The organism is Pseudomonas syringae pv. coryli str. NCPPB 4273 (genome assembly GCF_000972175.1).
In the GTDB taxonomy this organism is placed as follows: Bacteria; Pseudomonadota; Gammaproteobacteria; order Pseudomonadales; family Pseudomonadaceae; genus Aquipseudomonas; species Aquipseudomonas syringae.
Map to the genome: position 1 here is coordinate 20083 of NZ_AWQP01000031.1, position 26066 is coordinate 46148.

Genomic DNA, 26066 nt, shown 5'->3' on the forward strand with positions numbered 1-26066 from the left:
CGGGTCGCGCCTCTAGAGCTTGTTTTTTTTGGACGCTACCCCCATCTTGGCTTCAAGCTAATTCCATCTGTCCCGGCCAATTGGCCGCCGTAGAGGCGAAATCATGAAGACCACTATTGAATTGCCTCTCTTGCCATTGCGTGATGTCGTGGTTTATCCGCACATGGTTATCCCGCTGTTCGTGGGGCGCGAGAAGTCTATCGAAGCCCTTGAAGCGGCAATGACAGGCGACAAGCAGATCCTGCTGCTCGCGCAAAGAAACCCGGCTGACGACGATCCTGATGAAAAGGCTCTGTACAGCGTCGGCACCATTGCCACCGTATTGCAATTGCTCAAGCTGCCCGATGGCACCGTCAAGGTACTGGTCGAAGGCGAGCAGCGTGGTTCGGTAGAGCGTTTCATCGAAGTCGATGGCCACTACCGTGCAGACGTCGCGCTGATCGACGAAGTCGATGCGCCGGATCGTGAATCCGAAGTGTTCGTGCGCAGCCTGCTGGCTCAGTTCGAGCAGTATGTGCAACTGGGCAAGAAAGTCCCTGCAGAGGTCCTGTCGTCGCTTAACAGCATCGATGAGCCTGGCCGCCTGGTTGACACCATGGCAGCGCACATGGCGCTCAAAATCGAGCAGAAGCAGGAAATCCTCGAGATTATCGACCTGTCAGCCCGTGTCGAGCACGTGCTGGCCTTGCTGGATGCCGAAATCGACCTGCTGCAGGTCGAAAAGCGCATTCGCGGTCGTGTGAAGAAGCAAATGGAGCGCAGCCAGCGCGAGTACTACCTGAATGAGCAGATGAAGGCCATTCAGAAGGAACTGGGCGATGGCGACGAAGGCCACAACGAAATCGAAGAACTGAAAAAGCGCATCGACGCTGCGGGCCTGCCCAAGGACGCTCTGACCAAGGCGAATGCCGAGCTGAACAAGCTCAAGCAAATGTCGCCGATGTCGGCCGAAGCGACCGTGGTGCGCTCCTACATCGACTGGCTGGTTCAGGTGCCGTGGAAGGCGCAGAGCAAAGTGCGTCTGGACCTTGCACGTGCCGAAGCGATTCTCGATGCCGACCACTATGGTCTGGATGAGGTCAAGGAACGCATCCTCGAATACCTCGCCGTGCAGAAGCGCGTGAAGAAGATTCGCGGCCCTGTGCTGTGTCTGGTAGGTCCACCAGGTGTGGGTAAAACCTCCCTGGCCGAGTCCATCGCCAACGCGACCAATCGCAAATTCGTGCGTATGGCACTGGGTGGCGTGCGTGACGAGGCTGAAATTCGTGGTCATCGCCGGACTTACATCGGTTCGATGCCAGGAAGATTGATACAAAAGATGACAAAGGTGGGCGTTCGCAACCCGCTGTTCCTGCTTGACGAAATCGACAAGATGGGCAGCGACATGCGTGGCGATCCGGCGTCGGCATTGCTTGAGGTGCTTGATCCCGAGCAGAACCACAATTTCAACGATCACTACCTTGAGGTCGACTACGACCTTTCGGACGTGATGTTCCTCTGCACGTCGAACTCGATGAACATTCCGCCCGCGCTGCTGGACCGGATGGAAGTGATTCGCCTGCCGGGCTACACCGAAGACGAAAAGATCAACATCGCCGTCAAGTACCTCTCGCCCAAGCAGATTCAGGCCAACGGCTTGAAGAAAGGCGAGATCAGCTTTGACGAGGAGGCGATCCGCGACATCATCCGTTATTACACCCGTGAAGCGGGCGTGCGCGGGCTGGAGCGTCAGATTGCCAAGGTCTGCCGCAAGGCGGTCAAAGAGCACGCGATGGAAAAACGTTTCGCGGTGCAGGTCACGGCCGACATGCTCGAGCACTTCCTGGGCGTGCGCAAGTTCCGCTACGGGCTGGCAGAGCAGCAGGATCAGATCGGTCAGGTCACCGGCCTGGCGTGGACTCAGGTGGGCGGTGAGTTGCTGACCATCGAGGCTGCCGTGGTATCGGGCAAGGGCCAGTTGATCAAGACCGGTTCGCTGGGTGATGTCATGGTCGAATCCATTACCGCAGCCCAGACCGTGGTTCGCAGCCGAGCCCGTAGCCTGGGCATCCCCGCTGATTTCCATGAGAAACACGACACGCATATCCACATGCCGGAAGGCGCCACGCCGAAGGATGGACCGAGCGCTGGCGTGGGCATGTGCACTGCACTTGTTTCGGCACTTACACAGATCCCCGTGCGGGCGGATGTGGCAATGACGGGCGAAATCACCCTGCGTGGTCAAGTGCTGGCGATTGGTGGTTTGAAGGAAAAACTTCTGGCTGCACACCGTGGCGGAATCAAGACAGTGATCATTCCAGAAGAAAATGTGCGTGATTTGAAGGAGATTCCTGACAATATCAAGCAGGATCTGCAGATCAAGCCCGTTAAATGGATTGACGAAGTCCTGCAAATTGCGCTGCAATACGCGCCGGAGCCTTTGCCGGACGTGGCTACAGATCTGGTCGCCAAGGAAGAGAAGCGCGAGTCTGACTCTAAGGACAGAATTAGCACGCATTAAGTCTGGGCAGGCTTCCTTGACAGCTTTTTAGAGCCCTTGTTATAAAGCGGCTCTTTAAAGCAATCACAGGCAAGCCTTCCAGCGCTCGTTTTGCTTAACACCTAAAACTTAGAAACATACTCAATATAGAGATAAGGGGACTTAGAGTGAACAAGTCGGAACTGATTGATGCTATCGCTGCATCTGCTGATATCCCGAAAGCTGCTGCTGGCCGCGCGCTGGACGCAGTGATCGAATCCGTCACTGGCGCTCTGAAAGGTGGCGACCCGGTTGTTTTGGTTGGCTTTGGTACGTTCTCTGTGACTCACCGTCCTGCTCGTACCGGTCGTAACCCTCAGACAGGGAAAGCGCTGGAAATCGCTGCTGCCATGAAACCAGGTTTCAAAGCCGGTAAAGCTCTTAAAGAAGCTGTCAACCAAACTGACAAGTAAGCCTCTTTACGCCTTGCCCGCTGGATCGGGTCTGTCCTGATCCAGTAGCGGAGCGGTGGTGCATTCGGTTGCGACACCGAAGGGTTCGAGCCCTACCGCTTCGTCAGTTACGAGAAGGCGCATCCTCGGATGCGCCTTTCTTCTATCCGCTTTCTACCCACGCTCCGCGGTTGGTTAGTCAGTACAACCGTTTTGGGGGACGCAATGCTGCAGAACATCAGGGACAATTCACAAGGCTGGATTGCCAAGACAATTATCGGACTCATCATCGCCTTGATGGCCTTCACCGGCATTGAAGCGATGTTTACCGCTACCAGCAACAAGCAGAACGCGGCTGAAGTCAACGGCGAGGACATCTCTCAGAATGAGTTGAGTCAGGCCGTGGACATGCAGCGCCGTCAGTTGGCTCAACAGCTTTCGCAACAGCTGGGCAAGGATTTCGATCCTGCCATGCTGGATGAAAAGCTGTTGCGCGAATCAGCGCTCAAGGGCCTGATCGACCGCAAGCTGCTGCTGCAAGGCGCGGCGGATGCCAAGTTCTCGTTTTCCGACGCGGCACTGGATCAGCAGCTTTTGCAGACTCCTGAATTTCAGGTGGATGGCAAATTCAGCGCAGACCGTTTCGATCAGGTCATTCGCCAGTTGGGTTACAGCCGTCTGCAGTTCCGCCAGATGCTGGGTCAGGAAATGCTCATCGGTCAGGTACGTGCAGGTGTCGCCGGCAGTGCTTTTGTAACCGACGCACAGGTTGAAGCCTTCGCACGCCTCGAAAAGCAGACCCGTGATTTCGCGTCGCTGACCCTGCCTGCCGATACCTCGGCGGTCAAAGTGACCGATGACGAAGTCAAGGCGCATTACGACGAGCATGCCAAGGAGTTCATGAGCCCTGAGCAGGTCGTACTCGACTACATCGAATTGAAGAAGTCGTCCTTCTTCGACAAGGTGCAGGTCAAGGACGAGGACTTGCAGGCGGCTTATCAGAAGGAAATCGCCAATCTGTCCGAACAGCGTCGTGCGGCACACATCCTGATCGAAGTGAACGACAAGCTGAATGACGAGCAGGCCAAGGCGAAGATTGAAGAAATTCAGCAGCGTCTGGCCAAGGGTGAGGATTTCGCGGCACTGGCCAAGGAATACTCGCAGGACCCGGGTTCGTCGAACAAGGGCGGTGATCTGGGCTACGCAGGCAAGGGTGTCTATGACCCGGCTTTCGAAGAGGCGCTGTATGCCTTGAACAAGGACCAGGTTTCGCAGCCGGTGCGTACCGACTTCGGCTGGCACCTGATCAAGCTGCTGGGCGTCGAAGCACCTTCTGTGCCGACCTTTGCCAGTCTGAAAGGCAAGCTGACCAACGATTTGAAATCGCAGCTGGTCGAGCAGAAGTTTGTCGAAGTGACCAAGCAGCTGGAAGACTCGGCGTTCGAATCGTCCGACCTGTCGCAGCCGGCTCAGGACCTGGGCCTGAAGGTTCAGACCACTGCACCGTTCGGTCGTGAAGGCGGCGAAGGCCTGACGGCCAACCGTGCGGTCATCCAGGCGGCATTCAGCCCTGAGGTGCTGGAAGAAGGCGCCAACAGCAACACGCTGGAGCTGGATCCGGAAACCGTTGTGGTAGTGCGCTCCAAAGAGCACTTGCAACCGCAGCAGTTGCCACTTGAGAGCGTTGCCAGCTCGATTCGCGCTCAACTGGTCAAGGAGCATGCTTCGGCCGCTGCCAAGGCCAAGGGCGAGGCGCTGCTGGCCGGTCTGCGTGACGGCAAGATTCCGTTGGCGGCCAAGCAGGAAGGTCGTGACTGGAAGATGATGGAAGCGGTCACTCGCAGTCAGGAAGGGGTTGACCCTCAAGTGCTGCAGACGCTGTTCCGCATGCCCAAGCCGACAGGTAAGGACAAGCCGGAGTTCGCCAGCATCACCGCTTCCGATGGCAGCTTCGTGATCGTCCGTCTCAATGGCGTCAATCAGGCGGCTGCGCCGACTGATGCCGAGAAGGCGCAGTATCGTCGCTTCCTTGCCTCCCGCGAGGGGCAACAGGATTTCGCGGCGTACCGTGCACAGCTGGAAAGCAAGGCGAAGATCGAGAAGTTCTAATCTCGAAACGCGTAAACAAAGAAGGCCGCTCATTGAGCGGCCTTTTTTTTGGGGGGGCTGGGCGCCAGTTATGCACCTGTGTCAGGGTAACTCATGACACGTGTTCACCCACGAGACTCTGACCATCCGAGCATGCTATCGAGCACTGGGCAAAGCCGTTGTCCCCATGGCGTAAGGCGATAATCAACCTGAGGGGGTTTGAACTCGTAGAGAGTTCGAATGACCAACCCATCGCTTTCCAGGCTACGCAATTGTTGAGCGAGCATTTTTTGCGATATGCCTTTCACTCGGCGTTCGAGATCTGAAAAGCGCTGAATCTTCCCGTCGAACAGGTGGAACAAAATCACCAGTTTCCATCTGCCGCGCAACAGCGCGAATACGCTGTTGACGTCTTCGGCAGCAGAGTCCGGTGTATACAGCGTTCGATGGCTCATTGCTGTCACTTACTTTTTCGTGCGCTCTTGTGGGGCTACCCTTTGACCATGATCATGAGTGTCTCGTCATTTGATAATGAGGCATCTCGATGAACATCACTCGGTACCCGGTCATTGAAGCATATTTTGCCAGCGAAGCAGGCACAGCCGTGGACGTGCTGGAGGACTTGTTTACCCATGACGCTCGCGTCATTGATGAGGGCCTGACGGTCTCCGGGGTTGAAGCGATTAAGGCGTGGAAGCAAGCGGCGAAACACAAATATCAATATACCGTCGAGCCTGTCGAGAGCCTGGAAAGCGATGGGCTGGTTATCGTGAAGGCAAGGCTTGACGGAACATTTCCCGGAAGCCCTGCAGTGGTGAGATTCCGGTTCACACTCACTCACGGGCTGATCAGTGCACTGGAAATCGGCTAATGATCCCTTCAGAGGTTTCAGAGATATCGCGGGTCAGCGAAAACGCATTTTCATACCTGATGTGGAGTTTCATCCATTTTTGTCACGACTTCAGAGCGCAAGGCGAATTAGCGGATAATTCAGGACAATAAAAAGGCCGCTCATTGAGCGGCCTTCTTTTTGAGTCCGGGAAAGTGCCGCTCGCGAGGAGCGGCGTTTACCGTATTACTCGTCCATGCTGCCCATCGCGGTGGTGTTGAAGCCGCCGTCGACGTACATGATTTCACCGCTGATGCCCGATGCCAGGTCGGAGCACAGGAACGCGCCGGCGTTGCCGACTTCGTCGATGGTGACGTTGCGGCGCAGAGGGGTCTGCGCTTCGTTGGCAGCCAGCATCTTGCGGAAGTTCTTGATGCCTGACGCGGCCAGGGTGCGGATCGGGCCGGCCGATACAGCATTGACGCGAGTACCATCCGGGCCGAGGCTGCCGGCCAGGTAACGAACGCCGGCTTCCAGGCTGGCCTTGGCCATGCCCATGACGTTGTAGTTGGGCATGGTGCGCTCTGCGCCCAGGTAGGACAGGGTCAGCAGGCTGCCGTTACGGCCTTTCATCATCTCGCGACCGGCCTTGGCCAGGGCCACGAAGCTGTAGGTGCTGATGTCATGAGCGATGCGGAAACCTTCGCGGGTGGTGGCGTTGGTGAAGTCGCCATCGAGCTGGTCGCCAGGCGCGAAGCCGACCGAGTGAACGATCGCGTCCAGGCCGTCCCACTTCTTGCTCAGCTCTTCGAAGACCTTGTTGATCTCTTCGTCGCTGGCCACGTCGCAAGGGAAGCACAGCTCAGGGCCCGAACCCCAGCCTGCGGCGAACTCTTCGACACGACCCTTGAGTTTGTCGTTCTGGTAGGTGAAGGCAAGCTCTGCGCCTTCACGATGCATGGCGGCGGCAATGCCGTATGCGATGGACAGTTTACTGGCGACACCGACGATCAGGACGCGCTTACCGGCGAGAAAACCCATGTGTTGTTCCTCTTCAGGTTAATCGACAGCTACCGGCGCCAAAAAGGCGGCCTCCAGCAGCTGCTGTGTATAAGGATGTTGCGGTGCGGCGAAGATATCCTGCGCTGCACCCTGTTCGACCACTTGGCCTTGCTTGACCACCATCAACTGGTGGCTCAGCGCTTTGACGACAGCCAGGTCATGGCTGATGAACAAATACGTCAGGTTGTACTTGGTTTGCAGCGAGCGAAGCAGCTCGACGACCTGACGCTGTACGGTCCGGTCGAGGGCCGAGGTCGGCTCGTCCAGCAAAATCAGCGCCGGCTTCAAGACCAGCGCACGTGCAATGGCGATCCGCTGGCGCTGACCACCGGAGAACTCGTGAGGGTAGCGGTGCCGGGTATCCGGGTCCAGACCAACTTCCCTGAGTGCTTCGATGATCGCCGTCTGCTGTTCGGCGGCCGTACCCATGCCGTGGATTCGCAAGCCTTCGCCAACGATTTCAGATACCGACATACGCGGGCTCAAACTGCCAAACGGGTCCTGGAAAACCACTTGCATCTGCCTGCGCAGCGGACGGATCTGCTGTTGCGACAGGGATTCTAGCGCGTTGCCCTTGAACCGTATGGTGCCCTGACTGCCGATCAGCCTGAGAATCGCCAGGCCCAGCGTCGATTTGCCCGACCCGCTTTCACCCACAATACCCAGCGTTTGCCCTTCCGGCAGGCTGAAACGTATGCCGTCCACCGCCTTGACGTGGTCGACCGTGCGCTTGAGCAGGCCTTTTTTGATCGGGAACCAGACTTTCAGGTCCTCGATTTCAAGCAGCGGAGCACCCGCGGGGTTGGTCGAAGGACCGCCGCTGGGCTCGGCGCTGAGCAACACTTTGGTGTAAGGATGTTGCGGCGAACGGAACAATTCTTCGCACGATGCCTGTTCGACGATGCAACCGCGCTGCATGACACATACTCGGTTGGCTATTTGCCTTACGACGTTCAGATCGTGGCTGATAAGCAGCAGTGCCATGCCCAGGCGAGCCTGCAAGTGCTTGAGCAATTCGAGGATTTTCAGCTGTACGGTCACATCCAGCGCGGTGGTCGGCTCATCGGCAATCAGCAGCTCGGGTTCGTTGGCCAGGGCCATGGCGATCATGACACGCTGCCGCTGGCCGCCTGACAGCTCGTGTGGCAGTGCTTTGAGGCGTTTGTGTGGCTCAGGGATGCCAACCAGATCGAGCAGCTCCAGCGTGCGCTCGGTGGCCGCCTTGCCAGTCAGGCCCTTATGCAGGCCCAGCACCTCGTTGATCTGTTTTTCCACCGAATGCAGCGGATTGAGCGAGGTCATCGGCTCCTGAAAGATCATGGCGATCCGGTTGCCACGGATCGTGCGCAGTTTTTTCTCTTCCACTTTCAGCAGGTCTTCACCCGCGTAGCGAATCGTGCCGCTCGGGTGGCTGGCGATGGGGTAGGGCAGCAGGCGCAGGATCGAGTGCGCGGTGACTGACTTGCCCGAACCGCTTTCGCCGACCAGCGCAAGCGTTTCACCGCGGCGAATATCGAAGCTGATGTTCTCGACCACGCGTTGCCGTGAGTCGCCCGTCACGAACTCGACCGCCAGATCGCGGATTTCGATCAGATTGTCATTGTTCATCTTATTTCCTTGGGTCGAAAGCATCGCGGGCGGATTCGCCGATGAACACCAGCAGGCTCAGCATGATGGCCAGCACAGCGAAGGCGCTGATGCCCAGCCAGGGTGCCTGCAGGTTGGATTTGCCCTGCGCCACCAGCTCGCCCAGCGACGGCGAGCCGGCGGGCAGGCCGAAGCCCAGAAAGTCCAGCGCCGTCAGGGTGCCGATGGCGCCGGTGAGAATGAACGGCAGAAAGGTCATGGTCGACACCATGGCGTTGGGCAGGATATGGCGGAACATGATCGCGCCGTTCTCCATGCCCAGCGCCCGCGCGGCCCTTACGTATTCCAGATTGCGGCCACGCAGGAACTCGGCGCGTACCACGTCCACCAGGCTCATCCAGGAAAACAGCAGCATGATGCCCAGCAACCACCAGAAGTTGGGCTGTACGAAGCTGGCGAGGATGATCAGCAGATACAGTACCGGCAGGCCCGACCAGACCTCGAGGAAGCGCTGGCCCAGCAGGTCGACCCAGCCGCCATAGAAGCCCTGCAAGGCACCGGCGATGACGCCGATGATCGAGCTGAGGATGGTCAGGGTCAGGGCGAACAGTACCGAAATCCTGAAACCGTAGATCACCCGTGCCAGCACGTCACGGCCCTGATCATCGGTGCCCAGCAGGTTCTCCCGCGAAGGCGGCGCCGGGGCAGGGACTTTCAGGTCGTAGTTGATGCTCTGGTAGCTGAACGGGATGGGCGCCCACAGGGTCCAGCCATCCTTCGCGGCGAGCAGTTCCTTGATATACGGGCTCTTGTAGTTGGCTTCCAGCGGGAATTCGCCACCGAAGGTGGTTTCCGGGTAACGCTCGAATACCGGGAAGTACCAGCTGCCGTCATAACGCACGGCCAGCGGTTTGTCGTTGGCGATCAGTTCGGCGCCCAGGCTCAGGCCAAACAGAATCAGGAACAGCCACAATGACCACCAGCCACGCCTGTTGGCCTTGAAGCGTTCGAAGCGACGGCGATTGAGAGGAGACAGCTTCATATCAATGCTTCCTGCTTTCGAAGTCGATGCGCGGGTCCACGAGGGTGTAGGTGATATCGCCGATCAGCTTCACCACCAGCCCCAGCAGGGTGAAGATGAACAGCGTACCGAACACCACCGGATAGTCGCGGTTGATCGCGGCTTCGAAGCTCATCAGGCCCAGGCCGTCCAGCGAAAAGATCACTTCCACCAGCAGCGAGCCGGTGAAGAAGATACCGATGAACGCTGACGGGAAGCCGGCGATCACCAGCAGCATCGCGTTGCGAAACACATGGCCGTAGAGCACCTTGTGGTTGCTCAGGCCCTTGGCTTTGGCCGTGGTCACGTATTGCTTGCTGATTTCGTCGAGAAAGCTGTTCTTGGTCAGCAGCGTCATGGTGGCAAAGTTGCCGATCACCAGCGCAGTGACTGGCAACACCAGATGCCAGAAGTAATCGAATAGCTTGCCCAGCGTGCTCAGTTCGTCGTAGTTGTTGGAGGTCAGCCCGCGCAGTGGAAACCAGTTGAAGTAGCTGCCCCCGGCGAACACCACGATCAGCAGAATCGCGAACAGGAACGCCGGAATGGCATAGCCGACGATGATTGCCGAACTGGTCCATACGTCGAACTGGCTGCCGTGGCGCGTGGCCTTGGCAATCCCCAGCGGGATCGACACCAGGTACATGATCAGGGTGCTCCATAACCCGAGGGAAATGGACACCGGCATCTTCTCGACAATCAGGTCGATGACCTTGGCATCGCGAAAGAAACTGTCGCCGAAATCCAGCGTGGCGTAGTTCTTGATCATGATCCACAGGCGTTCCGGCGCCGACTTGTCGAAACCGTACATGCGTTCGATTTCCTTGACCAGTGCCGGGTCCAGGCCTTGCGCGCCGCGGTAGTTGGAGCCCGCCACCGAGACTTCGGCGCCGCCTCCGGCAATCCGGCTGGTGGCGCCATCGAAGCCTTCGATCTTGGCGATCATCTGTTCGACCGGGCCACCGGGCGCAGCCTGAATGATGACGAAGTTGATGATCAGGATGCCGAGCAGGGTAGGGATGATCAGCAGCAGCCGTCGCAGAATATAAGCCAGCATGTTATTGCTCCGCGTTCGCAGGCTTGGCCTGATCAGGGGCTGACGGGGTCGCGGTCGCCGGTTTGACATCCGGCTTGGCCCACCAGGTCATCAGGCCGATATCGGAAAGCGCTTTGGCCTTGGGATGGTCGAGGTGATTCCAGTAAGCCACGCGCCAGGTCTTGATGTGCCAGTTCGGGACGACGTAAAAGCCCCACAGCAGTACGCGGTCCAGCGCCTTGGTATGGGTGATCAGGCTTTGCCGTGAGTCGGCGTTGATCAGGCCGGTGACCAGCGAGTCCACTGCAGGGTCCTTGAGGCCCATGAAGTTGCGGCTGCCCGGGTTGTCAGCGCTGGATGAGTCGAAGTACACACGCTGCTCGTTACCGGGCGAGCTGGACTGCGGATAGCCCGTGACGATCATGTCGTAGTCCCGCGAGCGCAGGCGGTTGATGTATTGCGACACGTCGGCCCGACGAATCACCAGTTCGATACCCAGGTCACTCAGGTTGCGCTTGTAAGGCAACAGAATGCGCTCGAACTCGGTCTGGGCCATCAGAAACTCGATTTTTACCGGGTTGCCCTGCGCGTCGACCATCTTGTCGTCGACGATCTTCCAGCCCGCTTCCTGCAACAGCTGGAAGGCCCGTCGCTGCTGCGGTCGGATCATGCCGCTGCCATCGGTAACCGGCAGGTTGAAGGGTTCGCTGAACACGCGATCCGGAATCTTGCCGCGCAACGGCTCCAGAAGCTTGAGTTCTTCGGCAGACGGCAGGCCGCTGGCGGCCATTTCCGAGTTGTCGAAATAACTTTTGGTCCGGCTGTACGAACCGTTGAACAGCTGTTTGTTGGTCCACTCGAAGTCCAGCAGCAGAGTCAGCGCTTCGCGGACCCTGGCATCCTGAAACACAGGCTTGCGCAGGTTGAAGACAAAACCCTGCATGCCGGTCGGGTTGCCGTTGGGCAGCTCTTCCTTGATCAGCCTGCCGTCGCGCACTGCCGGCGTGTCGTAGGCGGTCGCCCAGTTCTTGGCACTGGTTTCCATCCAATAGTCGAATTGCCCGGCCTTGCCAGCCTCCAGCGCTACCGTATTGTCGCGGTAGTAGTCGGTGGTCAGCACGTCGAAGTTGTAGAAACCCTTGTTGATCGGCAGGTCTTTTGCCCAGTAATCCTTGACCCGCTCATAACTCACCGAACGACCGGCCTTCACGTCGGCGACCTTGTAAGGTCCGCTGCCCAGCGGGAAGTCCAGGTTGCCCTTGCTGAAGTCGCGATCGGCCCAGAAATGCTTGGGCAGCACCGGCAACTGACCAAGGATCAACGGCAACTCGCGGCTGCCCTTGTGCTTGAATTTGAACAGCACGCGCAACGGATCTTCGACGATGACCTGATCGACGTCGGCGTAGTAGCCCTTGTACATGGGCGAGCCGTGCTCCATGAGGGTCTTGAAGCTGAACTCGACATCGTCGGCGCGGATCGGGTGACCGTCATGAAAGCGCGCTTCGGGGCGCAGATAGAAACGCACCCAGCTGTTGTCCGGGGACTTCTCGATCTTGCCCGCGATCAGTCCGTATTCGGTGAACGGTTCATCCAGGCTCGAGCGGGCCAGGGTGTCGTAGATCAGACCGATGTCGTCTGCCGGTACGCCCTTGTTGATGAACGGGTTGAGACTGTCAAAGCCGCCGAAGCCTGCCTGGCGCAGCGTGCCGCCCTTGGGGGCATCCGGGTTTACGTAGTCGAAGTGCTTGAAATCAGCCGGGTACTTCGGCGCTTCGTCATACAGCGTCACGCCATGCTGAGGCGCAGCCTGTACCGTGCAGGCGAGGCCGGCCAGCAGCAGGCCGGCTGCCTGCGAGCGCAGGGAGTGCAGAGGGTTCATCGGGGCTTCTCCAGAGTCTTGAGCCACCACGCACGCAGCCCCAGGGTGTAGGGCGGGGTAGTGACCATGGCGAATCGGTTGCGATAGGCAAGCCGATGATTGTTCAGGTACCAGTTGGGAATGCTGTAGTGCTGAGACAGCAGGACACGGTCCAGCGCCCGCGCCGCGGCGACCTGGTCGTCCCGGGTCTGCGCGGCCAACAATTTGTTCAGCAGGACATCGACCACCGGGTTGGCGATACCCGCGTAGTTCTTGCTGCCGTTGATCGCGGCCTGACTGGAGTGGAAATACTGCCACTGCTCCAGACCGGGGCTCAGGGTCTGCTGCAGGGTCATCAGAATCATGTCGAAATCGAAACGGTCCAGACGTTGCTTGTACTGGGCGCGGTCGACGGTGCGCAGCCCTGCATTGATCCCCAGGCGGCGCAGGTCTTCGATGTAGGGCTGCAGAATGCGTTCAAGGTTGGGGTTGACCAGCAGGATCTCGAAGCGCAACGGTTGCTTGTCGGCATTGAGCAAACCCTTGTCCGACAGCGTCCAGCCAGCCTCGGCAAGCAGCTTCAGGGCCTTGCGCAAGGTTTCGCGCGGTATCCCGCCGCCATCGGTTTTTGATGGAGTGAATGGCTGGGTGAACAGGCTGGCGGGCAACTGATCGCGGTAGGGCGCCAGGAGCAGCCATTCGGCCCCGGTCGGCAGACCCGTCGCGGAAAATTCGCTGTTGGGGTAGTAGCTGGTCGAGCGGTCATAGGCATCGCTGAACAGCGTGCGGTTGGTCCATTCGAAATTGAACAGCAGCCCCAGGGCTTCGCGCACGCGGATGTCAGCGAAGGCGGCGCGCCGGGTGTTCATGAACAGGCCCTGGGTCTGGGTCGGTATGCGGTGCGGAATCTGTGCTTTGATCACCTGACCGCTGGCGACTGCGGGGAAGTCATAGCCATTGGCCCAGTTCTTGGCCTGATGCTCGATGTAGATGTCGAATTCACCCGCCTTGAAGGCTTCGAACGCGACGTCGCTGTCGCGGTAGAACTCGACCTCGACCCGATCGAAATTGTATTTGCCGCGGTTGACCGGCAAGTCCTTGCCCCAGTAATCCTTGACCCGTTCGAACACCAGTTGTCGACCCGGCTGCACGCGGGTGATGCGGTAGGGGCCACTGCCCGGCGGGGGTTCGAAGGTGGTCGCCTTGAAATCCCTGTCCTTCCAGTAATGCTGCGGCAATACCGGCAGTTCGCCCAGGCGCAGGATCAGCAGTGGATTGCCGGAGCGTTTGAAGACAAAGCGGATGCGATGACGGTTGAGAATGTCGACGCGCTGCACTTCCTGCAAGGCGGTGCGGTACTGAGGGTGACCGTCCTTGAGCAGTGTCCGGTAGGAAAACGCCACGTCGTAGGCGGTGATGGGCTTGCCGTCATGGAAGCGCGCCTGCGGGCGCAGGTTGAACACCACCCAGCTGCGGTCCTCGCTGTATTCCACGGACTGGGCGATCAGCCCGTAACTGGAGGTCGGTTCATCGCCGGACGGGTCGTACTGGCCTGTGCCGACCATCAGCGGTTCGTTCAGCTCGTTGACGCCATACTGCAGGAAGTTGCCGGTCGAGACCGGGCTGCTGCCCTTGAATGTGTAGGGGTTGAGCGTGTCGAACGTGCCGAAGGCCATCATTCTCAGGGTGCCACCTTTCGGCGCCTCGGGATTGACCCAGTCGAAATGAGTGAAACTGGCCGGGTACTTGAGAACACCAAACTGCGCGTAACCATGACTTTCAGTGATGGCTGCGTTGGCGCAGAAGCTCAAGGCCAGGCTGAGGGTTAGCAGGAAGGGACGTATCACGATCCAGGCGGCTTGGGCTTTCGGGTCGCTAACAGTAACAGCTTGTTCCAGCTGGAAAAAGACTGCAGGTGATGGCGCTGCCGGGGCTGCGTCGGCCACCCGCCCCAAGGTTATCGAAGGGCAAGTGGCCGCGCGCATCAGTGTGGCAGGTAAACGGTCAGGGTCTGGCCGGGTTTGAGAGCCTGCCCGCTACGTGGATTCCAGCGCTTGAGATGTTGCATCTCGACGTTGAAGCGCTTGGCGACCAGGTACATCGAGTCGCCTTTCTGGATCTTGTACTGCATGGATTTCTTTTCGCTGTCCTTGCCACCGGTGCTGGCGACCGCCTTGCTGGCGGCTTTACCTGCAGGTTTGCTGGTGTCCTGCATGACCAGCGTCTGGCCGACCTTGAGCTTCTTGCCGGTCAGCTTGTTCCAGCGTTGCAGGTCTTCGACATCAACCTTGTTGGCTTGCGCGATGTTGGTCAGGTTGTCACCGCTGCGCACCTTGTAACTGCGGGTACGTGACGGCTTGTCGTTGCTGGCCAGCGCTTCGAACACGGGCTGTGAATTCTGCATGCCCGGCTTGACCGGTATGCTCAGCGACTGACCGATCTTCAGGCGGTTGCCGGACAGCTTGTTATTGCCCTTGAGCGAGCTGACCGTGACCTGATAACGACTGGCCAGGCTTTCCAGAGTATCGCCCTTGCGCACCCGGTAAGGCTGCCAGGCGACCAGTTCTTCCTGTTTCATGGTCAGCAGGCTGGCCGTCAGCAATTGCGCCTTGGAGGTAGGCACCAGCAGGTGCTGGGGGCCATCGACGGTCAGGCGCTTCTTGTAGGCGGGGTTGAGCTGAATAAGCTCGTCTTCGTCGATGTCGGCGGCGCTGGCCACTTTCGACAGGTCGACACGCTTATTGAGCTCGACGACTTCGAAGTAAGGCTGGTTGGCGATCGGGTTCAGATTGACGCCATAAGCTTCCGGCGACAATACAACCTGGGACAGGGCGAGCAGCTTGGGTACGTAATCGCGGGTTTCCTGCGGCAGCGGCAGGTTCCAGTAGTCGGTCGGCAGGTTGAGTTTGTCATTGCGCTCGATGGCGCGGCTCACCGTGCCTTCGCCGGCGTTGTAGGCTGCCAGGGCCAGCAGCCAGTCACCGTTGAACATGTCGTGCAGGCGGGTCAGGTAATCCAGTGCCGCAACGGTTGAGGCCTGGATGTCGCGACGTCCGTCATAAAAGCTGGTCTGGCGCAGGTTGAAGTAACGCCCGGTCGACGGGATGAACTGCCAGAGGCCGACCGCCTGACTGCGCGAAACGGCCATCGGGTTATAGGCGCTTTCGATGACCGGAAGCAGCGCCAGTTCCAGCGGCATGTTGCGTTCTTCAAGGCGCTCGACGATGTAGTGCATGTACAGGCTGCCGCGCTCGCCAGCGTTTTCCAGAAAGGAAGGGTTGTTGGCGAACCACAGGCGCTGTTGATCGATGCGGGGGTTCTGATCGTTGCCTTGTTGCAGTTGAAAGCCCTGACGCATGCGCTCCCAGACATCCTGTGGCGGTGCGAGAGGGGTGGCAGGCTTGTGCGACAGGAAAATCGGTTTTTGCTTGATTCCGGCGGCCAGGTTAGGCGCGCGATGATTGCTGGCCGGGTCGACACTGGCGGTGCTCTGGCAACCGGCCAGAAGGGCACTCGCGGTGACGGCCATGGCCTGAGCCAACCGAGTCAATGCGTCCGAATGTGAAGGCTTGCTGGTAGATGACGACATTGTTCGGGGGGTACATCCAGACGAAAATGTCGGGCGATTCTAGGAAGCGGCCTGCCGTCGGTCAACCTTTCAGAATTTTATTGCGGTTTTAGGGTCGGGTCAGAACTTATCTTTCCATGCCCTCAGGCTTGCAAAGACCGCACTCTGCGAGGTGTTTTGCCCGCCGCTCCGTTCGTCCGCTTTTTCTTTAACGGATGTTTCCCCGGTACGCAGGAAGGGGTTGGTGCGTTTTTCCAGTGCCATATTCGAAGGAAGACTGATGCGATTTTCGCTGCGCCAGCGCGTCACTTCGGCCAGGCGTTCGGCAATATCGACGTTGTCGGGTTCGACGGCCTGTGCAAAGCGCAGATTGCTCAGCGTGTATTCGTGAGCGCAGTAGATCAGTGTGCTGTCCGGCAGTTCGGCCAGACGACCGAGAGAATCGTGCATCTGTTGCGGCGTACCCTCGAACAGCCGTCCACAGCCGGCGGCAAACAGCGTGTCGCCGCTGAACAGCAGGGGTGTTGTGGCGTCCTCGTGATAAAACGCGATATGCCCCAGCGTATGACCAGGAACCGCATGCACCACAAATTCCAGGCCCAGCACGGTCAGGCGGTCATTGTCGACCAGCGCGATGTCGCGCGCCGGTATGGTCTCGGCCTCAGGGCCCAGCACGCGCGCGCCGGTCGACTGCTTGAGTTCCGCGACACCGCCCACATGATCATTGTGGTGGTGCGTGATCAGGATATCGGTCAGCCGGTAGTCGGGATTCTGCGCCAGCCAGCCCAGCACCGGCTTTGCGTCGCCCGGATCGACGACAGCGCACTTCTGGCTCGAAAGGTCTTGTAACAACCATATGTAGTTGTCATTGAAAGCAGGAAGGGCGTGGATCTGTATCATGGCGCAGTTCGCATAGCGGCGGACAATGGTGCATCTTAGAGTCTGTTGCCGCTGTATGCGAGCACCTCTGGAGGAGAACTCATGACCGATGAAGCGTTCGCTCAGGCTGATCCTGAGTGGCTTGCATTGATCCGCGCTGCCCGTGAATGGCTTTCCGGGCCGCTCGGGCAGCTTCTGCTCGAAGAGGAGCGGCGCATTCTCGACGAAGAACTGGGGCGGTACTTCGGCGGCTATCTGGTGCATTACGGCCCGTCGGCGCAAAGCCCGCCGGTGGCGCCCCAGGTGCAGCGCAATGTACGCCTTGGTGCGCCGTTGCCGGGTGTCGAGATCGTCTGTGAGGAACAGGCGTGGCCATTGAGTGAGCACGCGGCCGATGTCGTGGTACTGCAACATGGCCTGGATTTCTGCCTGTCGCCCCATGGCCTGTTGCGTGAAGCGGCCAGCAGCGTGCGCCCGGGCGGGCACTTGCTGATTATCGGCATCAACCCCTGGAGCACCTGGGGCATACGCCATGTATTCGCCCGCGATGCGCTGCGCAAGGCACGCTGCATTTCATCCTCGCGAGTCGCTGACTGGCTGAATCTGCTGGGCTTCGCGCTGGAGAAACGGCGCTTCGGATGCTATCGTCCGCCCCTTGCTTCAGCAGTATGGCAGTCGCGTCTTGCAGGGCTTGAACGCCTTGGCGAGGGACGTCAGAGCCCCGGTGGCGGCTTCTATGTACTGGTGGCGCGCAAACTGGTGGTAGGTCTCAGGCCCTTGCGTCAGGTGCGCCGTGACCCCATCGGCAAGCTGATCCCGATGCCGATGGCCAAGGTCAGCCGCAACACTCAGGACCAGGCTTGAATAACGCCTTGCTGCACATGAAGCCCATCATTCTGGAAAGGTCGTAATGAGCGATAGCGTTGAACTCTTCACCGACGGTGCCTGCAAGGGTAATCCCGGCCCGGGCGGGTGGGGTGCCCTGCTGGTATGCAAGGGCGTCGAAAAAGAGCTGTGGGGTGGCGAAGCCAATACCACCAACAACCGGATGGAACTGACCGGTGCGATTCGCGGGCTTGAAGAACTCAAGCGCCCCTGCGAAGTGACGCTGGTGACCGACTCTCAGTACGTGATGAAAGGCATTACCGAGTGGATGGTCAACTGGAAGAAGCGCGGCTGGAAAACCGCTGCCAAGGAGCCGGTCAAGAATGCCGATCTGTGGCAGCTCCTGGATGAACAGGTCAGTCGCCACACGGTGAAATGGCAGTGGGTGCGTGGGCACATCGGCCACCCTGGCAACGAGCGTGCCGACCAGCTCGCCAACCGTGGCGTCGACGAAGTGCGCGGCATCCGGCACGGCTAGACGCGCACGGGCTTGCAACGGCCGCTGCGTGCTAGAATCGCGGCCTGTACATGAGGCAACAGTCAATGGCATTGCAAAACCTGGATAACAGATCCATCGTCCTCGATACCGAAACCACCGGTATGCCGGTGACGGATGGTCACCGCATCGTCGAGATCGGTTGTGTCGAGTTGATCGGTCGCCGCCTGACCGGTCGGCATTTTCACGTTTACCTGCAACCTGATCGCGAGAGTGACGAAGGCGCGATCGGTGTTCACGGTATCACCAACGAATTTCTGGTCGGCAAGCCGCGGTTTGCCGAAGTCGCCGATGAATTCTTCGAGTTCATCAAGGGCGCACAGCTGATCATTCACAACGCAGCGTTCGACGTTGGCTTCATCAACAACGAATTTGCCTTGATGGGGTCGCAGGACAGGGCTGATATCACCCAGCACTGTTCGGTTCTCGACACCCTGATGATGGCGCGGGAGCGCCACCCGGGTCAGCGCAACAGTCTGGATGCGCTGTGCAAACGCTACGGCGTCGATAACTCGGGCCGCGAACTGCACGGCGCATTGCTCGACTCCGAGATTCTGGCCGACGTCTACCTGGCGATGACCGGCGGGCAGACCAGCCTGTCGCTGGCTGGCAATGCCTCCGATGGCAACGGCTCGGGCGAAGGCTCTGGCAACCGCGCCAGCGAAATTCGCCGCCTGCCGGCCGATCGCAAGCCTTGCCGCATCATTCGCGCCTCTGAAAGCGAGCTGGCCGAGCACGAAGTGCGCATGAGCACCATTGCCAAGGCTTGTGGTGCTCCTCCGCTCTGGGTACAGATGCTGGAAGCCGGAGCACAGGCATCTTCCTGACAGCAAGCGGTAAAGGTGAACTGAACGTGGCACATCCTGCTTTGAGCATTCGGGTTGCAGACGAATGCTTCGAGGACTACATCCTCAACAGCGAATTCACGTTTACAGTGCTCGGCTATGCCCAGCCGATTATCGGCGAGCGCGTGGATTCATGGCCGGTCGAGCTGGTCGAGCCCTACAGCAAGAATTATGGCATCGACTCTCAGGAGTTTGCCGATCATCGTGACGCCCACACCAGTTCGGTGATGGTTGCCTGGCTGGATGACCACCCCGTCGGCCATATCGTGATGAGCACTCACTGGAGCGGCTTCGCTTACATCGATGAGCTGGCGGTAGACGAGTCGGCGCGCCGTCATGGCGTCGCACGTTCATTGCTCGACGCCGCGCAATTCTGGACGCGCAAGCGCAGTCTGCCGGGCATCGTTCTGGAAACGCAGAACAATAACCTGGGGGCCTGCAGGCTGTACGAGAGTTGCGGGTACGTGGTTGGCGGGGTGGATCACATGCGCTATCGGGGCATCGATCCGAACACTCGTGAAACGGCGATTTTCTGGTATCTGATCTTTTCGGATTAACAGCTTCCCGCTGGCCGTGCAGCCAAAGCGGGAATGCTGCCGTTATTACGTGGGTGTACGGGTAATTTTTATGCCCGATTGCACCAGCTCGAAGTCCTCACCACCCAAATGCTTGACCCGGTCGCCGATTGCCAGCCTGTAGGTGATCACCGGCTGCCCGCCCTGCGCCTCATTCGGCTGCGATTCCTGGAACTCATGAACCGGATAAACGCGACCTTCGGCGTCCCTGGCATGAAATTGTCCGACGAGAACTGAAGCCATTTGCTCTGTAACCTCTGAAACTGAATATAACTGCTGGTTTACGAATCCATCGAGGCTAGTAGACCACTGATCTATAGGTGAGTTTGCCTTTGAGGGAAAAAATAATCCCTGCTGTTCAAGTGCGTGGGGAATTGACTGGCGCACAGGTCGTCTAAACCCGGCTTCTGTTCTATACCTAACCTTCCCTTGAATCAGATGACGGATATTTTCATGAGCCAGGTTCATACCATTGCCGTATTGGTCGGCAGTCTGCGAAAAGAGTCCATCAACCGCAAGATCGCGCTTGCTCTGGCAGAACTGGCACCTGCCAGCCTGAAACTGAATATCGTCGAGATCGGTGACTTGCCGTTGTACAACGAAGACATCGATGGCGACTCACCGCCGCCTGCATACACCACTTTTCGCGAGCAACTGGGCGCTGCCGACGGCGTGCTGTTTGTCACCCCGGAATACAACCGCTCGGTGCCGGGTGCCCTGAAAAACGCCATCGACGTGGGCTCGCGTCCTTACGGCAAAAGTGCCTTCAGCGGCAAGCCGGGCGCAGTGATCAGTGCCTCGCCGGGTGCTGTCGGTGGCTTTGGTGCCAACCATCACCTGCGCCAGTCGCTGGTGTTTCTGGACGTGCTGTGCCTTCAGCAGCCCGAAGCCTACCTGGGCGGCGCCGGAAGCTTTTTCGACGAGTCCGGCGCGTTGTCCGATAAAACCAGGCCCTTCCTGCAGAAGTTCATCGATGCCTTCGCCGCCTGGGTCGAGAAGAACGGCAAAGCTGCCGCCAACTGATTTTTTTGACGAAGCGCGTCTGCCGATCGATTGCTTTATGTAACGCAGGCGCTTCGGTTCATTCTCATACGCTGTTTCCTTTTTCTCTGCCACGCGCCTGGGCGCCGTGCGCAGAGGCGCCCCTCAAAGGAAACAGTACATGTCAGCAGCTCCCTATTTTTCCAGCGACGCTCTGCGCGCGCGATTCACACAAGACATTCAGGACGCCATAGCACAGTCTCGAATCAGCCGCGACGACGGCGCGTGGTTGCAGCTATTGGCCGCCGAAAGCACCGAGCCAACCAACGATGCGGTCCCCCGAGTCGACAGACTGCTGATAGACGACCAGTTGCCCGTCAATGCGGAACTGGCCGCGGCCTTGTTCATCAGCGATGCCGCCAACCCCTCGGCACGGGTCTTTCTAAGTACCCTGACCTTCGGCATCGAGCAATTCGAGAGTCGCAGCGCGCTGTTCAGCGCCTTGCAGCAACGATTCGACGATATCACTGCCTTGTCGATCGTCGAGAGCGAGCGCATCGAGGGCTCGCTGTTTGATGCGTGCACGCAGACGGTCATGCGCCAGCAGGCCGGGCATCTGCAGCGTCTGGCGGTCAGCCTGGAGGCGCTGCCCGATCTTCGAGAGGCCACTGGCAAGGCTTTTCAGGATGTGCTGGTAGAAAGGGGCATCGACGTCGTTGCCCAGACTGTCCAGCTTGTGCACACGGCGCCCGGTGCTGCTCCGGCAACGTCAACAGTCGTCGGGACTCAATACCTTGCCGATGCCGCCATGCAGGCGTTTTCCTACGAAGCCCTGCCGCAAGGCCAGACACGTCGCTATCTGGATACCAAGGGGGCGGCGTTGCCCGCGGCACAGGCGATCGTTTTCGATCAGGCACTGGCTGACTCGGCTGCTTCGGTCGGCACCGTGTATGAGCAGTTGCTGTCTGACTACTGGATGTCTCAGGGGCAGGGCGGGCGCACGCGTCGCGACCTCACCGCTGATGCGCTTGCAGAGTGCTTTCGCCAGCATCTGTTATCGAGCAGGGCGCACCGCAACATGACCGAGGCTGAATACCGCTGGCTGCTGACCCTGCTGCCTTCGCAGCCTGGCGCGCCCGTGGCGCCGGTGCCGAGGGTACGCAGGTTATCGGTCGTCGTGGCCGGCCAGGACCCCGTCAAGCTGGTCGGCGTATTCTTCATCGATTTCCCCGGAGAAGCGTCACCGGCGGTGTTTCTCTATTCGTCATTGCCGGGCTTCCTGCGCTTCGGCGATCAGGCTCAGGCCATCGAGCATGTGCTGAGGGGCCCTTCACGCGCCGGATTGTTGTTTTACTCATCGCTGAATGATCATTCCGTCATCAGCCTGGAAGGTCAGCTTGAGCTGCGTCATGACACGCTCACCGAGGACTTTTTCAGCGAATTCATCGATGCCCTGATCGCCTTGCAAGAGCGCGACCTGCGCTATGTACTTGACCTGCCGGCCCTTCATTCCGAAAAAAATCCGGCGCGGATCGACGATGCACTGGACATCCGCAAGCTGCTCGATGGTCGGCTATTGAACATGCACGACGCAGGGCGCTGGCGTCAGGACCGGCTGAGCTTTGACAGCGTCTGGGGGGCGGCTGCCCAGAGCAGTGTCAGTGAGCGGCCGAACTTGATTTCAGACCCGTCCTACAACTGGATGGGCAAGTTGAAAAAGCTCGACGCCTTGCTCGACAGCGTCGATGCCATGCATCCCGGTGCAGATGGCTGCATGCATCGCGCGCTCAACCTCTATCTGGCCCTGATCGGCGGTCCGCCTCTGGATGCCCGCAAGCTTTGGGTGCAGGCGGGTGTCGCTGAGGCGGAGCCGGTGCCAGTGTTGACGCTGGCGCTTGAACGGGTGTGCGGTTACGCAAGCGCCTCATTGGCTGACAGCGTCGTTCTCGCCGGGCAGATCACGCCGGTGGCGGATCAACCGGTGCAGCGTCTGTCGCTGGCATTGCTTGAGCAGATACTGATCTGCGTGCAGGCAGATTTTGCCCAGCGCTTCGAGGGGCAGATCAGCGAGTTCTACTCACGCACGATTCGCCAACGCGATACCAGCCTGCATCCCGGCGTGATATCCGCTCTGGTCCGGGAGTATTCGCTGCGCCTTGAATTGCTGGTCGAACGACGCACGGCCACGCTGCCTGTCGCTTTCCTCGACAACGTACAGCAGGTCCTCGACAGGCCGTTGCCAGCACTTCGGGAGGCGTTGGGCGAGGCGTGCGTCGATGCTTTCGGGGTGACGGTTCAGTACGACCCGCAGGCGCCCGTGGTCAAGGTACCCAATGCGTTTGTGGTCACTGGCAGGCTTCCCGACAGTAAGCCCATTCTGTGGATCCTGGATCAGGGGCTCGTCGGTTTCGAAACCCTGCAGGCGCTGGAAGAGTACGTCGCCGGGCGACTGACAAGCATGGAGCTGGGCTCGCAGGTGTCAGGTGTTATCGCTGAACCTGACCGGCGCATGTTACTCGGCCAGCGTGACCGTCGAGGGACGCTTGAGCTCAAGGTCGTCCTGCAACCCATTGAGGGGCATTTCATCGAGGCATTGCAGCGCGACGAGGTCGAGCGCCAGCAGCGTACGGTGGCCGATCTTTATCGGCAGTCCATCGCCTGGCAGGTGCCGTCGGAACTGTTCGTCAACCTGCTGAGTGCCGCAGAGCGGGATGACCGAAATCGCCAGGCCCTCAATTCTCTGGGGGTCGCGATTCAGTTCATCATCTATCGGGCGCTCGTACCTTCATGGGTCAGCGAGGCGTCGAAGCGTGATCAGGTAATGCTGGTCGAGGTCCTGCGACGGTTTTATGTGACCTGTGTCGGCGAGAAGGACTTTCTGTTCGATATTCCAAGCTTCTACGATTATTCCCTCGAGCAGCTCAAGCGCAGGTTCGACAAGGACTTCGCAGAGCCTCGGCCTGATCCTGAAAACGTGCGTGTTTCCCTGACGCACTATGTTCCGGCACCGGTGGCGCCGGGCGAGTTGCCTCAGTCGATACCAGCGGCGACCCAGGCCGTCAGCGAAAACCTGGTCGAGTTTGCAATCAACCGCTTTCTGTCCAGGCAGGACGGCGTCATTCTGCTCTCCTCAAAGGATGACACGCCGCTGAACGCGGCCCTGACACCGGCGTATCTGCGCGACCTGGTGAGGTCGCTGGACATCGCCGCGAGTTACCGCACGATGCTGAACTCGGTGCTGGCCGAGACGACGCCGGAATATCTCGAGCGCCGCAAACTGTTCGTCGAGCAGGTTCCTTCGCTGGATATATTGCGAGCCTTTGCTTTCAAGCTGAAAAACGAGCTGTCCGAGCAGGCGTATCGGATTATCGAAAACGTGCTGACCATGCCTGATGCGGTCGCGCGCCTGCCGGTCGACGGTTGCCAGATGATCCTCAGCCCCTTGAAACTGCTGCCGGCCAGGGAGGGCTGGGAGCCGACCGTCGTGCTCAATACGTACCTGATGGGGCCAAAGGACAATCAGCCGGGACCGTGGGTGCTTTACGCGCCCCTGAATGACGAATTCGTGTTCAAGGAGTACGCCGACCAGGCTGCGCTGGTCCTTGATATTCACACTTCAGCCTATTTTCAAGCGTACATTCTGGACCGTATCGACCCGGATATGCGCAAGATTTATGATAAGGGTGGCTTTGTGGAGCCGCACCTGCCTTTCAGCGCCGAGTCCTCTTTCGATCTGCCGTTCGAGCGTCCTGCACCTGTCACCGTGCAAATCGATCCTTATGAGGGCAACTGCCTGTTGCTGATGTTCAAAGGCGCGCTGGATATCCTGAAGCTGCAGGTCAAGCAGTACAGCGTCACCAATGCCGAACATCGCCGCGCGGCGACCCAGTACCTGTTCACGCTGGGCGCAGAGCAATTCATGGCACTCATGCCTGGGCGCCTGGGGGCGCTGATCGGCATCATTCAGGGGCAGACATTGTTGAACCTGTCGCTCATCTCGGCAACGGATCAGCAATGGGGCCAGGCCATCTCGGAGTTCATGACGGCCCTGAGCGTGATGATTTCTTCCGGGCAGAACCCTGCGGAAGCCGCCTTACTGACGGCTCATGAGACCAGCGCCTTGCTGGATGATGCCACGTCGCCCGACCCGCTTGTGCAATTGATCGATGGCGCTGATACGTTCGAGTTCTCCTGGAGCAACGGTTCTCTGACGCAACAGATACGCGAGCGTTTGCGCGAGTTCGAAGTTCACGACATCGCCTTGTACACGTTGCAACGCGATGAACTGTTAAGCGTCTACCGCGATCCTGTTACCAGCAGGGCGTATGCAGCCATCGGCGGGAAAACCTATGAGGTGCAGTCCGATGAGGACGGTTGGTTCATCGTGTCGGGCAGCAAGATCGGTCCCTCGGTGAGCCTGGATGCGGATCAGCAATGGAAGCTGGACATCCCTGGCGGGCTGCGCGGTGGAGGCGGGGCGCTGACCCGAATGGAAGGCAGTCTGGTCGATGATCTGGTTGACGAGATCATGGTTGTCAGCGCTCGAGGCATGCCTGAAATTCGTCATCGCCACCGGGACATGGCCCAGGCCATCGAAGATGCCTGCCTGCAGGCGCAGCGCTATCTGGAAAACGCGCTGGACAACCTGACCCGACGCTCGCCGGACAACACGCTGGATCCGCGTGCGGAGAAAATACTGAGCGATTTTTTTGCGCAGAAGGTGCCTGACGATCGATTGCGCGATGTCACTAAAAAGGCGGTCACCGACCTGTATCAGGAGTTGATCGACCCTTCGATGTCGCCCATCGACTCGTCGCGCTATGTCGTCGGTGTCAATCGAATTGGCAACGAGTCGGCCAGCGCTTTCATCTTCGAAGCCGACCCGGCGCGGCGGGTTTTTCTGACAGAGCAGTTCTTTCGACTGCCGACCTATCGATTGAAGCTCAGCGCGCAACGGGCCGGGGAGTTCAAGTTTGCTCAGCATTATCGGGGCGCGATCCTGATTCATGAGTTATCGCATATGGTGCTGAAAACGGACGACATCGCCTATGTGGACTCAGAAGCCCCGTTCATCGATTTGCTCGAAGACGCACCTGCCTATCGACTGCGCATCAGAAACGAAACGATATATCGGCAGCAAAAGACACTTTCCTTTCACACGGATCGGGACAAGTTGTTCAAGCAACTGGACGAAGATGCGTGGCACGATCTGAGGCGCAGGGACGGCAACGGAAAGCAGACAGTTCTGCGCATCGCTGGCAAGAGCACGCTCGAAGAGGCGCGTGATGTGTTTTACGAAGATGTCCACAAGCGAACCGACATCATGCTCAAGAATGCCGACTCGGTGGCCTTGCTGGTGACGTTGCTGGGGCGAGAGCGATTCGTGAAGCCCTGACGCGCTGCCCCT

The 26066-nt window shown here is 59.1% G+C and carries 20 protein-coding genes; 10 read left to right on the forward strand and 10 right to left on the reverse strand.

The genetic code is table 11. The features are described from left to right. Window positions 1-103 precede the first annotated feature (103 nt). From lon to P406_RS14250, 3 genes are all read left to right on the forward strand, one after another. Window positions 104-2500, forward strand: a complete 2397-nt coding sequence (gene lon / locus P406_RS14240) for an endopeptidase La (RefSeq protein ID WP_003409729.1) — start codon at window positions 104-106, stop codon at window positions 2498-2500. Between the two features lie 146 nt (window positions 2501-2646). After that, window positions 2647-2931: an HU family DNA-binding protein gene (locus tag P406_RS14245; protein ID WP_046236528.1), complete on the forward strand. Its 285-nt coding sequence runs from the start codon at window positions 2647-2649 to the stop codon at window positions 2929-2931. Window positions 2932-3135: 204 nt separating this feature from the next. Then, window positions 3136-5019 carry a SurA N-terminal domain-containing protein gene (locus P406_RS14250; protein WP_003315271.1) on the forward strand — a complete coding sequence of 628 codons (1884 nt, stop codon included), beginning with the start codon at window positions 3136-3138 and terminating at the stop codon, window positions 5017-5019. A 104-nt stretch (window positions 5020-5123) separates the two neighbouring features. On the opposite strand, the gene P406_RS14255 is transcribed toward P406_RS14250, so the two are convergent. After that, window positions 5124-5453, reverse strand: a complete 330-nt coding sequence (locus P406_RS14255; protein ID WP_046236529.1) for a winged helix-turn-helix transcriptional regulator — start codon at window positions 5451-5453, stop codon at window positions 5124-5126. Window positions 5454-5542: 89 nt separating this feature from the next. On the opposite strand from P406_RS14255, the gene P406_RS14260 reads away from it, so the two are divergent. Beyond that, a complete protein-coding gene (locus P406_RS14260; RefSeq protein ID WP_046236530.1) occupies window positions 5543-5869 on the forward strand; it encodes a nuclear transport factor 2 family protein in 327 nt (108 codons plus the stop codon). 204 nt (window positions 5870-6073) lie between these two features. Here the strand turns inward: P406_RS14260 and fabI are convergent, their stop codons facing one another. The 8 genes from fabI to gloB all read right to left on the reverse strand — a co-directional run bounded on the left by fabI (window position 6074) and on the right by gloB (window position 16898). Next, window positions 6074-6868 carry an enoyl-ACP reductase FabI gene (gene fabI / locus P406_RS14265; protein WP_003409730.1) on the reverse strand — a complete coding sequence of 265 codons (795 nt, stop codon included), beginning with the start codon at window positions 6866-6868 and terminating at the stop codon, window positions 6074-6076. An 18-nt stretch (window positions 6869-6886) separates the two neighbouring features. Further along, window positions 6887-8497: an ABC transporter ATP-binding protein gene (locus P406_RS14270; protein ID WP_046236531.1), complete on the reverse strand. Its 1611-nt coding sequence runs from the start codon at window positions 8495-8497 to the stop codon at window positions 6887-6889. A gap of 1 nt (window position 8498) precedes the next feature. Continuing rightward, window positions 8499-9518 carry an ABC transporter permease gene (locus tag P406_RS14275; protein WP_003315267.1) on the reverse strand — a complete coding sequence of 340 codons (1020 nt, stop codon included), beginning with the start codon at window positions 9516-9518 and terminating at the stop codon, window positions 8499-8501. A gap of 1 nt (window position 9519) precedes the next feature. Beyond that, entirely contained in the window at window positions 9520-10593 is a 1074-nt protein-coding gene (locus tag P406_RS14280) for a microcin C ABC transporter permease YejB (protein WP_003409733.1), read from the reverse strand. A gap of 1 nt (window position 10594) precedes the next feature. Further along, window positions 10595-12451, reverse strand: a complete 1857-nt coding sequence (locus P406_RS14285) for an extracellular solute-binding protein (protein WP_046236532.1) — start codon at window positions 12449-12451, stop codon at window positions 10595-10597. Then, the gene (locus P406_RS14290; RefSeq protein WP_046236533.1) at window positions 12448-14277 is read right to left on the reverse strand and encodes an extracellular solute-binding protein; all 1830 of its coding nucleotides are present in this window, start codon (window positions 14275-14277) and stop codon (window positions 12448-12450) included. Before P406_RS14290 ends, P406_RS14285 begins: the two co-directional genes overlap by 4 nt. Before the next feature lie 137 nt (window positions 14278-14414). Next, window positions 14415-16019: a lytic transglycosylase domain-containing protein gene (locus tag P406_RS14295; RefSeq protein ID WP_024647979.1), complete on the reverse strand. Its 1605-nt coding sequence runs from the start codon at window positions 16017-16019 to the stop codon at window positions 14415-14417. Window positions 16020-16118: 99 nt separating this feature from the next. Next, window positions 16119-16898: a hydroxyacylglutathione hydrolase gene (gene gloB / locus P406_RS14300; protein WP_046236534.1), complete on the reverse strand. Its 780-nt coding sequence runs from the start codon at window positions 16896-16898 to the stop codon at window positions 16119-16121. A gap of 81 nt (window positions 16899-16979) precedes the next feature. Between gloB and P406_RS14305 the strand changes: the two genes are divergently transcribed. The 4 genes from P406_RS14305 to P406_RS14320 all read left to right on the forward strand — a co-directional run bounded on the left by P406_RS14305 (window position 16980) and on the right by P406_RS14320 (window position 19660). Beyond that, window positions 16980-17741, forward strand: coding sequence for a methyltransferase domain-containing protein (locus tag P406_RS14305; RefSeq protein WP_003415761.1), 762 nt, complete (start codon window positions 16980-16982; stop codon window positions 17739-17741). 46 nt (window positions 17742-17787) lie between these two features. Next, window positions 17788-18240: a ribonuclease HI gene (rnhA, locus tag P406_RS14310; RefSeq protein ID WP_003368579.1), complete on the forward strand. Its 453-nt coding sequence runs from the start codon at window positions 17788-17790 to the stop codon at window positions 18238-18240. Between the two features lie 65 nt (window positions 18241-18305). Continuing rightward, window positions 18306-19085, forward strand: a complete 780-nt coding sequence (gene dnaQ, locus P406_RS14315; protein WP_003390621.1) for a DNA polymerase III subunit epsilon — start codon at window positions 18306-18308, stop codon at window positions 19083-19085. 20 nt (window positions 19086-19105) lie between these two features. Then, a complete protein-coding gene (locus P406_RS14320) occupies window positions 19106-19660 on the forward strand; it encodes a GNAT family N-acetyltransferase (protein ID WP_032698202.1) in 555 nt (184 codons plus the stop codon). Between the two features lie 45 nt (window positions 19661-19705). Here the strand turns inward: P406_RS14320 and P406_RS14325 are convergent, their stop codons facing one another. After that, window positions 19706-19921, reverse strand: coding sequence for a hypothetical protein (locus tag P406_RS14325; protein ID WP_003342876.1), 216 nt, complete (start codon window positions 19919-19921; stop codon window positions 19706-19708). Window positions 19922-20131: 210 nt separating this feature from the next. Here P406_RS14325 and P406_RS14330 point away from each other — a divergent pair, with 210 nt between their 5' ends. Together P406_RS14330 and P406_RS14335 are read left to right on the forward strand one after the other, a co-directional pair. Then, complete coding sequence (locus P406_RS14330; protein ID WP_032698203.1) at window positions 20132-20701, forward strand: NADPH-dependent FMN reductase; 570 nt, start codon at window positions 20132-20134, stop codon at window positions 20699-20701. A gap of 139 nt (window positions 20702-20840) precedes the next feature. Then, window positions 20841-26054 (forward strand): dermonecrotic toxin domain-containing protein, encoded by a 5214-nt coding sequence (locus P406_RS14335; RefSeq protein WP_046236535.1) that lies wholly within the window; start codon window positions 20841-20843, stop codon window positions 26052-26054. The last annotated feature ends 12 nt before the right edge of the window (window positions 26055-26066 follow it).

Bases quoted from the DNA above. Each gene is read 5' to 3' on its own strand.
- lon (WP_003409729.1), top strand. From the start codon at position 104: ATGAAGACCACTATTGAATTGCCTCTCTTGCCATTGCGTGATGTCGTG.
- P406_RS14250 (WP_003315271.1), top strand. From the start codon at position 3,136: ATGCTGCAGAACATCAGGGACAATTCACAAGGCTGGATTGCCAAGACA.
- P406_RS14255 (WP_046236529.1), bottom strand. From the start codon at position 5,453: ATGAGCCATCGAACGCTGTATACACCGGACTCTGCTGCCGAAGACGTC.
- P406_RS14260 (WP_046236530.1), top strand. From the start codon at position 5,543: ATGAACATCACTCGGTACCCGGTCATTGAAGCATATTTTGCCAGCGAA.
- fabI (WP_003409730.1), bottom strand. From the start codon at position 6,868: ATGGGTTTTCTCGCCGGTAAGCGCGTCCTGATCGTCGGTGTCGCCAGT.
- P406_RS14270 (WP_046236531.1), bottom strand. From the start codon at position 8,497: ATGAACAATGACAATCTGATCGAAATCCGCGATCTGGCGGTCGAGTTC.
- P406_RS14275 (WP_003315267.1), bottom strand. From the start codon at position 9,518: ATGAAGCTGTCTCCTCTCAATCGCCGTCGCTTCGAACGCTTCAAGGCC.
- P406_RS14280 (WP_003409733.1), bottom strand. From the start codon at position 10,593: ATGCTGGCTTATATTCTGCGACGGCTGCTGCTGATCATCCCTACCCTG.
- P406_RS14285 (WP_046236532.1), bottom strand. From the start codon at position 12,451: ATGAACCCTCTGCACTCCCTGCGCTCGCAGGCAGCCGGCCTGCTGCTG.
- P406_RS14295 (WP_024647979.1), bottom strand. From the start codon at position 16,019: ATGTCGTCATCTACCAGCAAGCCTTCACATTCGGACGCATTGACTCGG.
- gloB (WP_046236534.1), bottom strand. From the start codon at position 16,898: ATGATACAGATCCACGCCCTTCCTGCTTTCAATGACAACTACATATGG.
- P406_RS14305 (WP_003415761.1), top strand. From the start codon at position 16,980: ATGACCGATGAAGCGTTCGCTCAGGCTGATCCTGAGTGGCTTGCATTG.
- rnhA (WP_003368579.1), top strand. From the start codon at position 17,788: ATGAGCGATAGCGTTGAACTCTTCACCGACGGTGCCTGCAAGGGTAAT.
- dnaQ (WP_003390621.1), top strand. From the start codon at position 18,306: ATGGCATTGCAAAACCTGGATAACAGATCCATCGTCCTCGATACCGAA.
- P406_RS14325 (WP_003342876.1), bottom strand. From the start codon at position 19,921: ATGGCTTCAGTTCTCGTCGGACAATTTCATGCCAGGGACGCCGAAGGT.
- P406_RS14330 (WP_032698203.1), top strand. From the start codon at position 20,132: ATGAGCCAGGTTCATACCATTGCCGTATTGGTCGGCAGTCTGCGAAAA.
- P406_RS14335 (WP_046236535.1), top strand. From the start codon at position 20,841: ATGTCAGCAGCTCCCTATTTTTCCAGCGACGCTCTGCGCGCGCGATTC.